The organism is Thermopirellula anaerolimosa (assembly GCF_054657335.1).
In genome coordinates this window covers 100027-115058 of the sequence record NZ_BAAHYX010000006.1, presented here as the reverse complement: position 1 = coordinate 115058, position 15032 = coordinate 100027, and the positions used below count along the sequence as shown (strand labels likewise).

General features: G+C 59.9%; 11 protein-coding genes. 7 read left to right on the top strand and 4 right to left on the bottom strand.

The features are described from left to right. The first annotated feature begins 199 nt into the window (after positions 1-199). The 5 genes from ACYQ6J_RS06630 (at position 200) to ACYQ6J_RS06610 (ending at position 7600) form a co-directional block, all read left to right on the top strand. Positions 200-1366, top strand: coding sequence for a hypothetical protein (locus ACYQ6J_RS06630; RefSeq protein WP_460185530.1), 1167 nt, complete (start codon positions 200-202; stop codon positions 1364-1366). 378 nt (positions 1367-1744) lie between these two features. After that, positions 1745-3055 carry a hypothetical protein gene (locus ACYQ6J_RS06625; RefSeq protein ID WP_460183399.1) on the top strand — a complete coding sequence of 437 codons (1311 nt, stop codon included), beginning with the start codon at positions 1745-1747 and terminating at the stop codon, positions 3053-3055. Positions 3056-3134: 79 nt separating this feature from the next. Beyond that, the gene (locus tag ACYQ6J_RS06620; RefSeq protein WP_460183398.1) at positions 3135-4616 is read left to right on the top strand and encodes a sulfatase-like hydrolase/transferase; all 1482 of its coding nucleotides are present in this window, start codon (positions 3135-3137) and stop codon (positions 4614-4616) included. A 1434-nt stretch (positions 4617-6050) separates the two neighbouring features. Next, a complete protein-coding gene (locus ACYQ6J_RS06615; RefSeq protein ID WP_460183397.1) occupies positions 6051-7196 on the top strand; it encodes an enolase C-terminal domain-like protein in 1146 nt (381 codons plus the stop codon). A gap of 95 nt (positions 7197-7291) precedes the next feature. Then, positions 7292-7600, top strand: coding sequence for a putative quinol monooxygenase (locus tag ACYQ6J_RS06610; protein WP_460183396.1), 309 nt, complete (start codon positions 7292-7294; stop codon positions 7598-7600). 110 nt (positions 7601-7710) lie between these two features. Here ACYQ6J_RS06610 and ACYQ6J_RS06605 read toward each other — a convergent pair whose 3' ends face one another. The 4 genes from ACYQ6J_RS06605 to ACYQ6J_RS06590 all read right to left on the bottom strand — a co-directional run bounded on the left by ACYQ6J_RS06605 (position 7711) and on the right by ACYQ6J_RS06590 (position 12682). Continuing rightward, complete coding sequence (locus ACYQ6J_RS06605) at positions 7711-8970, bottom strand: aminotransferase class V-fold PLP-dependent enzyme (protein WP_460183395.1); 1260 nt, start codon at positions 8968-8970, stop codon at positions 7711-7713. A gap of 318 nt (positions 8971-9288) precedes the next feature. Further along, complete coding sequence (locus ACYQ6J_RS06600) at positions 9289-9780, bottom strand: SixA phosphatase family protein (RefSeq protein ID WP_460183394.1); 492 nt, start codon at positions 9778-9780, stop codon at positions 9289-9291. A 15-nt stretch (positions 9781-9795) separates the two neighbouring features. Continuing rightward, complete coding sequence (locus tag ACYQ6J_RS06595) at positions 9796-11223, bottom strand: sigma-54-dependent transcriptional regulator (protein WP_460183393.1); 1428 nt, start codon at positions 11221-11223, stop codon at positions 9796-9798. Continuing rightward, positions 11198-12682 carry an ATP-binding protein gene (locus ACYQ6J_RS06590; RefSeq protein WP_460183392.1) on the bottom strand — a complete coding sequence of 495 codons (1485 nt, stop codon included), beginning with the start codon at positions 12680-12682 and terminating at the stop codon, positions 11198-11200. Before ACYQ6J_RS06590 ends, ACYQ6J_RS06595 begins: the two co-directional genes overlap by 26 nt. Before the next feature lie 507 nt (positions 12683-13189). On the opposite strand from ACYQ6J_RS06590, the gene ACYQ6J_RS06585 reads away from it, so the two are divergent. Together ACYQ6J_RS06585 and ACYQ6J_RS06580 are read left to right on the top strand one after the other, a co-directional pair. Then, entirely contained in the window at positions 13190-13543 is a 354-nt protein-coding gene (locus tag ACYQ6J_RS06585) for a hypothetical protein (RefSeq protein WP_460183391.1), read from the top strand. Between the two features lie 69 nt (positions 13544-13612). Further along, positions 13613-14776: a helix-turn-helix domain-containing protein gene (locus ACYQ6J_RS06580; RefSeq protein ID WP_460183390.1), complete on the top strand. Its 1164-nt coding sequence runs from the start codon at positions 13613-13615 to the stop codon at positions 14774-14776. Positions 14777-15032 lie beyond the last annotated feature (256 nt).

Genomic DNA, 15032 nt, shown 5'->3' with positions numbered 1-15032 from the left:
CATTCTTCGCGCTCTCCTGCGTGAACTTACGGAGAGAGATGTTCACGTTCAATGTTTTTTAGCGCATGCGGCTTTCACGGGTTTTCAGGAGCTTCGATCGTGGTCGGGTGCCGTGCCTAGGCATTTGGACAGTTGGCTGATGTCCCCTCAGCATTGCCGGGATTCCTTTATCAAAGGAATCCGGGGGGCGGATGTGGCAATGGTCGTGGGACGCTACCGCAGCTTCGGGCCCGCCTGGAGCGCGGCACGGAGTTCGCACAACTCGAACGTGTCTCCGGGCTTCCGTGAGTCCGGTTCCTTCATCCCGAATCCGCCGGCACTCGATCCCGCGGAAGCCGGTCATCGAGGGTGCATTTGCAAGACCTTGAGCGGAGGAGTCCTCGAACCGCTGGGTAACTGGCTCGACCTGACGAGCGTAGTTGTCAAGGATGCATCGGAACTCGCCTTGGGGACGTGCACCAATCTCCCGGAGAATGCCGGCGGCGTTTTCCTTGTGAACTTGCCGCGAGATAGGGCAGTGCGGGCCGCGGTCGAAGTGGAAGCCCTTTGGGGCGTGCCTTTGCTGGGCGGAGTCGCCCCCTGGCGCGGTCGCCAACATTCTGCACGTCGCGGGGAACGTCCCGGTGCGACGATGACGTATTGGGACGAGCGACGATTTTTCTCACTGCTCGATCAAAGCAGATGCCGCCCTTTACCTGCCGGACCGGGAACGGTGGAGGATTTCGGCGGTCGCATTACCGTGGCGGTCGCCCGCGACGAGGCCTTCCGCTGCTACTTTGCCGAGACGCTCGATGCCTTGGAACGCCGCGGTGCGAGGTTGGTCGATTTTTCTCCCCTACACGACGAGTCGTTACCTCACGGCGTGGATTGCGTCTATTTGGGTTGTGGCGATTGTACCCCCTACGCCGCGGCCTTGGCGCAGAATCATTGCATCAAAGAATCGCTTCGCGCGCACGTTCGCCGGGGCGGTCGCGTGTATGCCGAGGGAGCGGGCGCGGCCTATTTGTGCCGTTGGATGGAGATCAAGCCCGGATGCATGATACCGGGCGCGGGATTGTTGCCCGCTTCCGGACGACGGATGCCACAATTCGGAGAACCTTCGGCGCTGGCCCTACACCTGCGGAAAGCCACTTGGCTGGGACCGGCGGGGACCGAGGTGCGGGGATATCGTAATTGGGAATGGTGGTTCGAACCGGAATCTCTCACTTCCGGGTTGATAACGGAACCGGGTTTCGAATACGATGTGATCGGTGAGTCCACGGTTCTGGGCAGCCTGCTCCACCTGGATTTCGCGGCCCAGGAACATTTACTCTCGGCCTTCTTTCGTCCCGCCCGTCCGCGCATGCATTCCTTCATGGGCCGTTGATGCGGCAATAGCCGTTGCTAAGGGTACTCGCCCAACACTTGGCCAAGACCTTTCATTCCGCGGAACCGGCAAGTGTCGTCGTCCATGATTCTTGTCGTCGCTGCTACGCCCTTGCTTCTGCCATGAAGAGACCGGAAACTACATCCGGTCACAGCGGAACTCCCGTGCCGCTCGATCCGAAGGCCCCGAAAGGGGGCCGTGCTCAACGGGAATGGGCAAGATTGGCAATTACCGCGAACTCAACAGAGGACTCAAACCGTGAAATTGAACGGGTGGACGCGGCGAGACGTTTTGCGTGCCGGCGCAGCGAGCCTTGGTGCTGCGTGCCTCGGCCATACGGTTTTCCCCGTGCTTGGCCAAACTCCGGGAGAAAGACCGATGCCGGCGGCAGGGTTACGCGTGGTTAACCCGAGGAATCGGCACATCGTTTCCCTGATCATCGACGACTCCACCTGCCTGGTGAATCTCGCCCATTTCGCGATGCCGCAGTTCGCGGAGGTCTGGCCGAACCGCGAGGAATACAAGAAACCTTGGCGGACGATGCCGCGGGAAATCCCGGACGCCTTCGTGGCCCGCTTCATCGACTGGTGCGAGTTGCACGACGTAAAGGGCAAGTACAGCTTGGTTCCCTATCCGGCCTGCGTGGGGTGGCTGGACCGCGATCTGCCGGGTTGGGAACGCAACGAGTTGACGGCCAGTCTCGATTTGGTGCGAAAGCGGGTAGCTCCCCGGTTCGATATTCATCCCGAGATGGTCACGCACACTTGGGTCATCGATACCAAGACGGGGCGGCCTTATCCGGAACGGTCCGTCCGTTTCATGGAGAATTGGAACTGGACGGATAGCAAGTCGGTGGATGAACTCGCCGATTACATGGCGTACGCCCTGCGAATCTTGAAGAACGTGGACATGCCCTGCGAAGGCATCACAACGCCGGGAGGATTCGGCAATCGTGTGCTTCCGCAGTTGGCACGGGCCGCGCTGAAGGCGTGTCGCGATGTGTTTTCTGCGGAGATTCCGCACTATTTTCGTCACGTTTTCACCGATGATCGCAGCGTATCTCCGCGGGTGGAATATGCCTCGGGAATCGACGGTCACGATGCGACTTGCGTCGTGTCCATCATCGGATGCACGGACGACCGCTTCGGGGGTTGGGATGGCATGACTCCCGGCGACGCCGACTATTTCATCACGAATTCGCTCGATCGCGGCAGAATGGTCGAAGTGCTCGAGCGCGGCGAACCGGCGGTCATGGTATGCCATTGGCCCGGAATCTACTACAACGGTCAAGAGCTAGGATTCAAGATCCTGAAAGATGTCGTACAACGTCTCGAGTCGCGGTTCGAAACGCTGCTGTGGATGAAATTGAGTGAATTGGCACGCTATTGGGCGGCGAAAGAACTGACGCAGATCGCTTGGGAACAAGAGTCCGTGGTATTTCGCGCCCCGTTTGCCGCTCCCGACTTCACGGTGAGTGTGGCTGGTGAAACGTCGGCTGAATTGTCGGGCGGACTGCGAGGCGCCGGCCTGCGGACCGAGGCGGGACACGTTGTTTTTTCGCAAGTATTTCACGCCAAAGAACTTCGCGCCGGCACATTTCTGCGGGATCAGCACGAGACGCTGGTTTGTTTCGATCTGCCGAAGGGCGACTCGCGGCTCGTTTTCCACGAACCGTCGGTCGGTAATTAAGGCCGCGTGCATCTTGCGTACCGACGGCGGCCGATAAGCCGTCATTTGGCGTCAACTAAAGTTTTGGGAGATCGCTGTGGTGTTTCGCCAAGTTTTTTTGGCTTGTGCTGCGGTGATGTGGACACCTCACCTTCCCGCAATCGAACGCCCTAATATCGTCTTCATCTTGGTGGACGACTTGGGGTTTGGGGATCTATCCTGCTTTCGCGACCTGGGTGCAGTGACGCGGGATGCGGACCCCATGGCTCACTACCCCGACACGCCGAATATCGACCGCCTTGCGGCAGAAGGTGTCCGGCTTACGCAGTTCTACGTGGCTTCGCCTATCTGCTCTCCTTCTCGCGTGGCCATAACGACGGGACGCTATCCCGCCAAGAGTCTCATCAACTCTTATCTCAATGACCGCGCGAGCAATCGCCGTCACGGCATGCGGGATTGGTTGGACCCGACGGGAAACTGCATTGCGCGCCTATTTCAAGAAGCAGGCTACACCACCGCCCATTTCGGCAAATGGCATCAGGGGGGCGGACGCGATGTGGGCGACGCTCCGTTACCGACCGCCTATGGTTTCGACGAGTCCTTGGTGTCCTTCGAAGGGTTGGGAGACCGAATTCTGCCGCCGGGCCGACTATCCGACCAAAGCAAGCGACTCGGCCGAGGGCGTATCACGCGGGTGAATAAGCACGAACAAACCCGCATCTACGTGGACCGTTGCATCGACTTCATCGAACGCAACCGGGATCGCAACTTCTACGTTCACCTCTGGTTGAACGACGTACACGACGCCCATGAGCCTGAACCCGGCGCGGCCGAAAGATTCGAAGCGATCACCGAGAACCCCTTTGAACGGAAGTTCTTTGCCGTACTGACCGAGATGGATCGTCAGATCGGTCGCCTGGTAGATCATATCGATTCGCTGGGACTGGCCCCAAAAACCTTGATTGTTTTGACCGGCGATAACGGGCCGACCGCTTGGCCTTTGTACTACAAAGCGGGCTGGAATCCGCCGGGAAGCACGGCGGGCTTCCGAGGCCGCAAGTGGAGCCTGTACGAGGGCGGCATCCGCATGCCGCTGATCGCCCGCCAACCCGGAACCGTGCCCCAAGGTGTGGTCAACCGCGAGAGCGTCATGAGCACGGTGGACTTGCTGCCCTCCTTTGCAATGGCCGCGGGCATCGAACTTCAGGGCAGGGTCCAAGAATTGGACGGCGAGAACATGTTGCCGGCGCTGCTGGGCGGGAGCATGAAGCGGTCGAAACCGCTGTATTGGGAGTACGGTCGGGCTGAGTTCTATTTGAAGCCCGCCCTGGATCGCGACGTGAGCCCCAACTTGGCCGTGCGTGCCGGGGAATGGAAGTTTCTCATCAATGCGGACGGCAGTCGCCCCGAACTCTACCGCATCGGTTCGCTGGGTGAGATCGACGAATACGAAAACGTCGCATCGGAATTTCCGCAAGTCGCAGAACGACTAAAGGTGGAACTGCTGGCGTGGCGAAGATCGTTGCCGGAGCTTGTCCCCGCTCTCGCCCCGCAAGGTTCTTCCGAAACTGCGACGCCGTGAGCAATGCCGCGAAGGGCAAGGCTCCTGTTCGCCTGAGGGAATGGGGTGCCGAGAACCGCCGAGCGAAACGATCTCACGGCGACCGGGCAGGTGCCGTATAATACGCCTGTGGGGTTGGTATTGGAATGGGAGAACATGATGCTGAGGCCGTATTCCTTGGTCGCGACGTTCGCGATTCTCTCGCTTGGCTCTTACGTGATCGGCGTTTGCCCGTTCGCGGCGGGGTACCAAGCCTCCGTTTCCCAGCCCACGACCTCGCCGCCGCTGCGGACAACGCTTCCCGAGGACGCGGCAGCGCAGCCACTGCCGGACGATAACTTTGTGCTGGTGAGGGACGACCCATCGGGGAGACCGCGCGAGCGTCTGCGAGACCGAATTCGCGACCGACTTGAGGAACGTCGAAAGGCGACGTCGGCTTCAAACCCATCCTTTGCCCCAGGTTTGCAGCCTATGCCGAATCCTGGTGGAGGAGCGATCTATCCGGGAGCCCAACCGCCCGCTGCACCGCGTCCTCTCGTAGAAAGATTTCGGAGGATGTTGGGGGACTTTGGATTGTCGGTCGGTTCGGAGGGGCCTCGTCCGGCGTTACCCGAGTGGGGCTACGGGGCGTCGCCTGAACGATATCCGGGTCAATCGGGTCCCATGATGCCTCCGAACTTTCCCGCTATGTCGGCACCTCAACCCGTGCAGCCTGCTCCCCCCGGACCGTGGCTGAAATCGCCGGGAGACGCGCCGACTTTCCCGCCCCGGGACGACGCCTCTCCGGCAACGCCTGCACAGCCTTCTCAACCTTCCCCGACCGCGAACGCTCCGGCTTTGCCCCTACTGGTGCCACCGGATTCATCGGCGTTCCCGGTACCGCCGCGGGGTGACGGACAAACCATTCTTGAGATGCCGAATGACTCCGGGGTTGAGAACCAGCCCCCCGGCGCTACCGATGCCCCGGCTTCTCCCGCGAATTCGTCGCCGTCGCCGGGCGGTGAGACCGCGAATTCCACAGGTGGCAACGCCTTCGGGCAATTACTGGGAGGAGTTTCGCGATTGTTTGGGGGAAATGCCCCCGCTCGCGATACCGGCAAAACGCCCGAAACGTCACAACCGGCACAGCCTGATTCAGTCAACGCCTCCTCGTCGTCGAACTCGCCCTCGGCCAAGACGAGAAGCCAAACGTCCGATGCATCGTCCCCTCCCGCCGGCGGTACTTCCAAACCGAGCTTGGAAGACATTAGAAAGAGGGTTTTGCAGCGATCTTCGAGATCCAACTAGAGACGGCTGAAGACCGAATCCTTTTCCGCCAGCCGAGTAATATGAGAAACGACGGCATGTTGTGGAAAGAGATCGGGACGGTCTGCCCGCCGTCGCAGTGCTCGAGTTTGGCGATCGCTTTTCCGTGCCCTCGTTCTTCCCATTCAACCCCGGAGTACGTTAGGCGCTATGATCATCGAATGCGTGGATATCTACTTGATCGACCTTCCTCTGCGCAAACCGCGTACTCCGGAAACGGTCCCGTATTCCGAAGGTTGGCCCCAGTGGACCGGCGTACGGACGGTAGTGGTCCGTCTCAGGACGAATCGCGGCGACGGTTGGGGTGAGGCTTCGCCGGGAAACGCCCCTTTCATGACTGCGGAGTGGAGCGATGCCACGTTTCGCTGCCTGCGCGACTGGATGGCTCCCAGAATTGTGGGGCGGGACATCGCCGATGCCGGACAGTTGCAGGGGCTTTTGACACCGATCAAGGGCCATCGTTATGCGCGGGCGGCCCTGGATATCGCATGGTGGGATCTGCAAGCCCGACTGAAGAATCAACCTTTGCATCAACTGCTTCAGGCCAAAGAAACCCGCATACCCTTGGGCATCTGGTTGGATCGTACGGAGTCGCACGAGGATTTCTTGCGAGAGATTGCCGCAGCCTTCGAAGCCGGGTATTCTCGTGTAGGCTTGAAGCTTCGTCCCGGTTGGGATTTGGCCATGTTGAACGCCGTTCGTCAGGAATTTCCCACTGAGAATATCATGGGAGATCTGGAGGGTGCGTTGGGTTTGCACCACATGGACACTCTCTGCCGATTGGACGATTTTGGGTTGCGCATGGTGGAACAGCCTTTGCCTCCCGAGGACCTGGTGGGCCATGCCATGTTGCAAGAGACCTTGCGCACCCCCATTTGTTTGGACGAATCGATCACGACCCCGGAGTTGGCGGACATGGCCTTGGAGCTGCGGAGTTGCAAGTACGTCAATATCAATGTGGGGCGTGTCGGCGGATTGACATCCGCGGTCGCCATCTACGACGCTTGCCATGCGGAGTGCGTCCCGAATTATCTTGGCTTGACCCCCCAAAGCAGCATCGGGATGCGAGCGTCACTGGCATTGGCGGGCCGCGGTAATTTCTGCTATCCCGCCGACTATTGGAGTCCGTCCGAACTCTTGGCGCAGGACTTGGTGGAGCCGATATCGGTCCAAAAGGACGAACAGAGCGGCACACTTGTAGCGTGTTTGCCCGAGACGCCCGGCTTGGGCGTCGAGCCGAATCCGAACGATTGGGGAGACTTGATTCGAGATACGGCCCAGATTACGCGGCAGTGAGGAGAGGCCATTTCCCCCACAATGCGGCCATGGGCTGATTGTATTCGGAATGAAAACGGGATCAGCGTATCGCTCTTAGGGAAAGGATGGAAACCATGATTCATGTCGTCGCGGAGATTACGACGAAACCGGGTTGCCGTGACAAGGTTTTGGAACTGTTTCGCGCAGCGGCCGAGAAAGTTCGGCAGGAACCGGGATGCATCGAATACGTGGGGGCCGTGGAGGTCGAGTCGGGGTTGCCGGTCCAACCGTCCGTTCGTCCTAACGTCATCACCGTGATCGAAAAATGGGAATCGCTTGAGGCGCTGAATGCTCATGCGGCGGCCGATGCCCTGCACCAATTCTTGGAACAGGCCGGGCCGATGATGGAGGGCTTAACCGCCCGCGTCATGGAGCCTGCGTAAGATCAGGATGCCCGGGCGTGACCCTTCGGCGAACGCGTGACGGCCACGTGATTTGCCGTACTCGCTTGTTCTCGCGGAGGGCTCTCCGAACGCCGAACGGCACACGCCGACTACGCTTTGCGGCGATGAGACAATCTCAACGATTTCAACATTCCCTCGATGAGGTGATCCACGTCCTCGGAGGTGTTGTATAAATAGAAACTGGCTCGGGCGCTGGCCGCGACGCCGTAGCGTCGATGCAGCGGCATGGCACAATGATGCCCGGCGCGAACCGCAATTCCGAACCGATCCAATAGATGCGCCAAGTCCTGGGCGTGCAAATCTTTCAGCACAAAGCTGACGATGCCGGCTTTGTGAGCGGGATCGGGTCCGAGAATGCGCGCCCCCTCGACCTCCCCTAAGGCGGCATGAAGCCTTTCGGTAAGTCGCCGTTCATGCGCTTCGATGCGACTCAAACCGACCTTCTCCAAGTAGTCGACGGCGGCCCTTAGGCCGATGGCACCGACGATCGGCGGCGTGCCGGCCTCGAATCGGGCGGGAATATCGCCGGGCACGAATCCCTCCAGCGTCACCTCGTGAATCATGCTTCCGCCGCCGAGAAAGGGAGGCATGGACTCGAGAAGCTCTCGCTTAGCGTACAGCACGCCTACTCCGGTGGGCCCCAACATCTTGTGCCCGCTGAATACGAGAAAGTCCGCATCCAATCCTTGAACATCCGTAGGGTGATGAGGAACGCTTTGGGCCCCGTCGACCAAGACTTTTGCGCCCACTGCGTGAGCGGCGGGAATCAACTCGTGCAGCGGATTGATCGTCCCCAACACGTTCGATACCGCCGTCACCGCGAGGAGCTTGGTCTTCTCCGTGAGGAATTGCGGAAGCATCCGCAATTCCAGTGTTCCCTCCTCGGTCAAGGGCAGGTGGCGGACGACGGCACCCGTCCGTTGAGCCAACTGGTACCACGGGACCATGTTCGAATGGTGTTCCATTTCCGTGAGGAGGATCTCATCGCCCTCACGCACGTTGGCGTCACCCCACGCATGTGCCACCAAATTGATCCCCGCCGTCGCGCCCGAGGTGAACACGATCTCCCCGCGATCGGCGGCGTTCAAGAATTCCTTCAATCGATCCCGGGCACCCTCGTACAACTCCGTCGTTTCATCGGCCAAGGTATGGATTCCCCGATGAACGTTGGAGTAATGGTGTTCATAGATGTCGACGATGGCGGCGATTACCTGTCGCGGACGTTGCGTGGTCGCCGCGTTGTCCAAATAAACCAGCGGGATACCGTCGCGGAGGACCTTTCGCAGTATGGGAAAGTCCGGGCGAAACAGGGATGGATCCAATTCTTCCGAGCAAGATGTGGTTTTCATGATGATATCGGGCGAGGCGTCCTTTCTCTTTGCAATCCATAAAACAGAGGGCGTCTCCTTCGCCCGGATTTCGTTATGAAACGCGAAATCGACGGGCCACATAGAGACGCCACCTCGTAGCTCTCTCCAAGGGACATGATGCGGTTCCCCAGGCGGGGGTTCGCACAAGCCGAGACGTTCACGAGTACGAGCTCGAGCAACAAACTATTGTACCGCCGGAATCTTCGGGCGTAGGTTCCAGCCCAACAAGCGCATGCGGTCGACATTCCAAATCACTTGGCCCAGCAACCATGCGCTTCGGCCCAAATCTTGTTCTTTTCAACACTTAAGGAAAGACGGCTTGATCAATCGCAGCAACACGCCGCGTCCCGGTTCGACATTTCTCTCGAAAAACACGGTGGTCACCCCGCCTTTGGGACAGTCGAGGTTGCCTCCGCCGATGAACCAGGCGGCCATCCGTGCCGTGTCCGGCGCGTGTCCTACCAAAGCCACCTCGTCCAACCGACCGTCCCAGTTGCGAATCCACCCCAGCACTTCCTCCAAATCGGAATCGGGCCGAAGGGCTTTCAGAAGCTCGATCGGATTCTTGCCTCCGCAAGCCTCGCGCAGGATTTCGGCGGTCTGCACGCAGCGGACGAGCGGACTGGCGGCAATGCTGCCGCAACGTATCGATCGGGCGGCAAGTTTTTCGGCGAATTTCCGAAAACGCGACGCACCTTCGTTCGTGAGGGGGCGTAATCCGTCATCCGGCCAACGCTTGGCATCGGCTTCTTCCGCCCAGGCATGGCGGAAAATATGAACGGTCAGCATGGTCGAGACCTTTGATCAATCCGCGGCTTGCGAACCGTCTTCGCTCCCGTATTGTTGCAGTTTCCGCCGCAGCGTAACGCGGTGCATACCCAAGACTTTGGCCGCAGCCAAATAGCGACCTCCGCAACGTTGCAGAACCGTTCGCAGCAGCGGGGGTTCTACGACTTGCAAGAAGCGGTCGTACAAGTCGCCGGTCGCGGCGTCCTCTTTCAGCATCGCATCGGCCCAACGCCGGATCAACTCTTGTAGAGAAACCGCCGGCGAGGCGGAATCGGCCGGGTTGGCCAAGAGCGGCGGAGGCAGCATTTCGCGTCTGAGAGCACCGCCCCTTGCCAGGATCATGGCATATTCCAGAGCACTGCGCAGTTCTCTAACGTTACCCCGCCAGGGTCGCAATTCGAGTTCCTCCAGGAATCCTCGATCCCAGGAAGGTGGATCGATTCCCATTCGTTGCGATAATTGCCGAACGAAGTGTCGAACAAGCGGTTCGATATCTTCGCGCCGGTCGCGAAGCGGCGGGATGCGAACCTCGAACGTAACCAACCGGAAATAAAAGTCGTGACGGAACTTGTTTTCGGCCGCCAGTCGGGCGATGTCCCGATGGGAGGCGGAAATCAGGCGAAAGTCGGAACGCACCGGCCGCGTGCCGCCCACCGGCAGAAATTCGCGGTACTCCAAAGCACGCAACAATTTGACCTGTAGGAGCAGGGGGATGTCGGCCGCCTCGTCGATGAACAGCGTTCCGCCATCGGCGCGTTCCAGCAGTCCGGTGCGACTCTCCTCCGCTCCGGTAAACGCTCCGCGGACATGCCCGAACAACTCGCTCTCCGCCAACGACGGGCTGAGCGACGCGAGATGCGCAACGATGAACGGACCGTCGCGGCGACGGCTAAAGCGATGGATGGCCCGGGCCACCAACTCCTTTCCGGTACCGCTTTCTCCTTGCAAAAGCACGGCGGCATCCGTCGGCGCCACCAATGCGATCTGCTTGAAAACCTCCTGCATGGACGCCGAAACGCCGATGATTGGGAATTCGCCTTCCGAATCAGGCGATTCCACGCTGACGCCGTCTCCGCTTTGCACCGAAGGCTGCAATGCTCGTTCGATGATGCGACGCACGACCGCCAATTCAAACGGCTTGACGAGATACTCGAAGGCCCCTTGCCGCATCGCCTGCACGGCGATTTCTAGATCGCCGTATGCCGTCATAATCACGATCGGGACTTTGCCATGCAGAGATCGGATTTGCCGCATGATTTCCAGGCCGTCCCGTCCCGGCAGTCGCACATCCATCAAGATCAAGTCAGGAAGCCTTGCCGAGATCGATTTCAACGCCGCCTCCCCATCCGAGGCGACCTCGGCGGAATGACCGAGACGCTCCGTCAGTCGCCGCAAGCCCCAGCAGATGTCCGGTTCATCATCCACGATCAGCAGATGCGCCATCGCCGCCGAGTCCTTTCGTCTCCTCCGCCCTCGTCAAAGGAAATTCGCACGCGAATACGGTTCGATTTTGCCGCCGCTCCCAAGACAGCTTGCCGCCCATGCGATCGGCGATGCGGGCTGCGACCAGCAAGCCGAGGCCGCATCCGTCGACCTTCGTCGTGACCGCCGTAGAGAAGAGCTTATCCCACACGCTTTGCGGGGGACCGACTCCGCTATCGACGATTTCGAGTCGACCCCGTGCCGCATCTTCGTCCAAACGCAGTATGACGGACACCTCCCTTTCCTCGGGTGCGTCTCGCGCCGCTTCCAGGGCATTGTTGAGCAAGTTGGAAACAAGTTGGCGGAGCGCGCTGTCCCCAGCGCGCGACCACACCGATCGCTTCGGCAAGTCCAAATGCAAGGCCACTCCCGCGTGGCGAAATGCAGGCCCGCTCAGTTCCGCGGTTTCTTCGATCGTGCGTACCAGGTCTGCGCCGTCAGTCGATGCCTCCGGGGGAGCGTCGAGGGACAAGAATTGTCGCAGCAGGTGCTCCATCAAGCGAATCTGTCGAAGCACGACCTCCAATTCCTCAGGAATCGAGGCGGATCGGCAGTCCGCGATATGCAGTTCCAAAGCCATCCTGGCCGCAGTAGCGTAGTTCCTGAGTTGATGCGCTAGCCCCGAGGCCAACTGTTGAATGGATCGCCGGCGTTCTTCATCACGAAGAGTCCGCTCGTACTGTTGACGTTCCCTCAGCAACCCGTCCACTGCCACGGCCAAGTCGCGCAATTCGTCGTGTACGCGCGGCAAATCGACGTCCACGGTCGTGTCACGGGTCGCTGCAGCGGTTTGGGCGGCCAATTTCTGTAGCGGGAGACTGATACGTCGCGACAGCCAGACCGCCGTTGCCGCCGACAACAATGTCGCGACAATCGCCGCGAAAAAGGCGGGGCCGAGCGTTCGACGAAACTCCTGCCACCAAGTGACCTCGGGAATCAGCACGATCAGTTTCGCGGCCCTATCCGCCCCGGCGTTGGCCGAATGCTTGAGGGATACCGCGTTGGCGCGGTATGGGCCGTCGGAGAGAAATATTTCCCGCCCCCAGACTGACGACGGTCCGCCCGGCAAGGCGGTCAACATAACTTGTTCGGCAGGCGAAAGAGTCCGCGTGGAATCCAGAAGGACGCCGTCGCGGTTTACCGTCACCAAATCCACATCGGTGAGCCTCTGCATTTGCATTAGAACCGGTCGGGATAACGGAAAAGAAATCGTTTCGATCGTCTCCGATATGCGCGCCAGGTCCGCCATTCGCTGCCCGCGGGCACGCTCGACCCAAGCCAGGGTCATGGAAAGTGATGCCGTAAACGAGGCCAGGAAACCAATCGCGACGAAGGCCGCGAGAAAGCGACGGCGGAGAGGGCGGCGACGAGTCGTTTTGGGCGACGGGAATTGCATGCGGACCTCACAGGGTTTTGCCACTACCGCCCCCCCTTACATTGGGGGCCGGACGCGACTCGCAGCGGTCAGGCAAAGTTCAAAAAGCCGACCGACAGGCGTTCTCCCCCCAGCAACGTGATGTTAAACTAATCGACCGAAATGTCAATCTGCGCGACAGAAACGATTTCACTCTTTGCTTAATCAACCCGATAAAGCGTCCTGTTTCTCTCAGCCCCCCAAAAAAGAGTAGCATCGTGTGATCTTGAGAGGATTTTCCCGCGAGGCTACACTCCCGTGTGCCTACTTTGAAAAAATGGGCAAAATCACGGCCCGGAAACGTCGGCAGGGCGGCTTCATTCGCTACGGGAATGGAATTCACGCTGCCGCTTGATGGCTGCAAGCAGTCACACCCGTGTTTCTCGGCGGGAGCGTGCCTTCTACACAGAATAGGGGGCTTTGGAAGGTTTTTTGTTGAAGTCGGGCGAAGCCTGTTTACAATGAAAAAAGGAGGCTTTCGCCGTCTCATCCGAAGTCACAGGGAGGTGACGCATGAAGTTGCCGTTGGTTTTTGCGGTAGTGTGCGTGGCGGCGCTGGCGGTAGGTGCGGTATTAGGTGCCGGTACCTATCAATTGCCTCCAGTCGCGGGCCCCGCCCGCGGCCCCGTCATGCCCGAGCGACCAAATCAAGGAATGATCGCCCTGGCATGCCAAACGGATAAGTACCAGCAAATTGTGGTACTGGATGCGGCAGCGGGGGTGCTTGCGGTATACCATATCGATCTGGCCACCGGACGCATCGGATTGAAAAGCGTACGGAACATTCAGTTCGACATGGGCATGTTGGAATACAACGTCGATCGGCCGTCACCTGGAGAACTGGAATCACTATTGAAGTCGCCGTGATCGTTTCCGGTAGCGGGACATCCCGTAGCCGGAGCCGGGCGCGGCGGCACGGTTCGGGAGAAGTCGGGAATGGTCCAGAAGTACTACACTACCAAAGAAGCCGCGGAAATCTTGGGGGTTTCTCCCGCCGAAGTCAATTCGATGCGTGAGAGAAACGAATTGCGCGGCTATCGTGACGGCACGGACTGGAAATTCAAGGCGGAAGATATCGAGGAAATGGTGCGGCAGCGTCGTACCGGTGCCGCAGCTCCGCCGTCGTTTTCCGACGACGAAATCGTGCTCGGCCTCGACGACCTCTCTCCCTCGGTCGGAAGCAGTGCTTCCGGGACGGTCATTGGCGGCGAAAAGAAGCCCGAAAGTGCCGACGACGAAATCCAACTCGGCGGCAGCGATCTCGATCTGCTCAATTCCCAAACCGCCGCGGAGGCCGCACCAAGCGGCGGATCGAGCGTGATCTCCGCCGGAGCAGGATTAGACGATGAGTTGTTGCCCTTGGAGGAGGAGGCCGTTCCGTCGGATGCCGCGAGCGCCGGCAAACAAGCGGGTGACTCGGCCGTGGATTTGGACGGCGGCCTCGACGACGATGAGATCGTCATCGGCGGCAGCGGAAGCGGTAGCGATATCACCTTGGGCGGCGACAGCGGCATCTCTTTGGTCGACGCTAACGACAGCGGGATTTCGCTGGAAGAACCGCTCGAACTGGCGACCGGGGACGAGTCGCTGGAATTGATCGAAGATGACATGCTGATGCTGGATCAGTCGGCGGATACGGAGGCCCCCACTCAGCTTAAGACCGATGAAGACTTCATGCTGACTCCCTTCGAGGAAGTCGAAGAAGGCGAGGAAACGGAGAGCGGTTCTCAGGTCATCGCACTGGATACCGAACCGGGGACGGGATCATCGCCGGGGATGGCCGGGCTTTTGGGCGAGGCCCCGCTGGCGCCTTCCATGACTCCCGCCACGGCTATCCCCGGCGGTCCATTCGGGGCCCCTGCGCCGGGTGTCGGTATGGGCCCCGCCGCCGCTCCGGCACCCGCCTACGCCGCCGCGATGATGGGCGTCGAGGCCCCCTGGGGCACTTTATGGAACGTCCTCATCATTGTCACGGCCGTCTTGCTGCTGCTGTGTGGGATGATGACTTTCGACTTGGTGCGGAACATGTGGAGTTGGAACGGCCCATACTCTCTCAACAGTTCCATCATGGATGCCATCCTGAGCTTCTTGCCCAAATAGGCCGGGACACGGAATCCGTCACGCTCAGCACCAAGGCAAGTCGCCGGCGACCTCGTTGTGTCTGCACAAGGGGGCCGGCAAATCGGGAAGGTCACTGGAAAGCGTGTCGTCGCTTTCTTCCCGCAGCTAAACGACGCGATCGACGAACCGGCTGAAACGGTGCGCTCCGCTAATCGGTGAATACCGGATGGGTGTCTTTCCGTCTCGCGCGCCGTATAATATTCAATCAACGGTGGTTCTCCCAAGGCCGTCTGTT

Excerpts from the sequence above, each read along its gene's own strand:
- ACYQ6J_RS06610 (WP_460183396.1), top strand. The coding sequence starts at position 7,292 with ATGATTCATGTCGTCGCGGAGATTACGACGAAACCGGGTTGCCGTGAC.
- ACYQ6J_RS06600 (WP_460183394.1), bottom strand. The coding sequence starts at position 9,780 with ATGCTGACCGTTCATATTTTCCGCCATGCCTGGGCGGAAGAAGCCGAT.
- ACYQ6J_RS06595 (WP_460183393.1), bottom strand. The coding sequence starts at position 11,223 with ATGGCGCATCTGCTGATCGTGGATGATGAACCGGACATCTGCTGGGGC.
- ACYQ6J_RS06580 (WP_460183390.1), top strand. The coding sequence starts at position 13,613 with ATGGTCCAGAAGTACTACACTACCAAAGAAGCCGCGGAAATCTTGGGG.
- ACYQ6J_RS06630 (WP_460185530.1), top strand. The coding sequence starts at position 200 with ATGGTCGTGGGACGCTACCGCAGCTTCGGGCCCGCCTGGAGCGCGGCA.
- ACYQ6J_RS06625 (WP_460183399.1), top strand. The coding sequence starts at position 1,745 with ATGCCGGCGGCAGGGTTACGCGTGGTTAACCCGAGGAATCGGCACATC.
- ACYQ6J_RS06615 (WP_460183397.1), top strand. The coding sequence starts at position 6,051 with ATGATCATCGAATGCGTGGATATCTACTTGATCGACCTTCCTCTGCGC.
- ACYQ6J_RS06605 (WP_460183395.1), bottom strand. The coding sequence starts at position 8,970 with ATGAAAACCACATCTTGCTCGGAAGAATTGGATCCATCCCTGTTTCGC.
- ACYQ6J_RS06585 (WP_460183391.1), top strand. The coding sequence starts at position 13,190 with ATGAAGTTGCCGTTGGTTTTTGCGGTAGTGTGCGTGGCGGCGCTGGCG.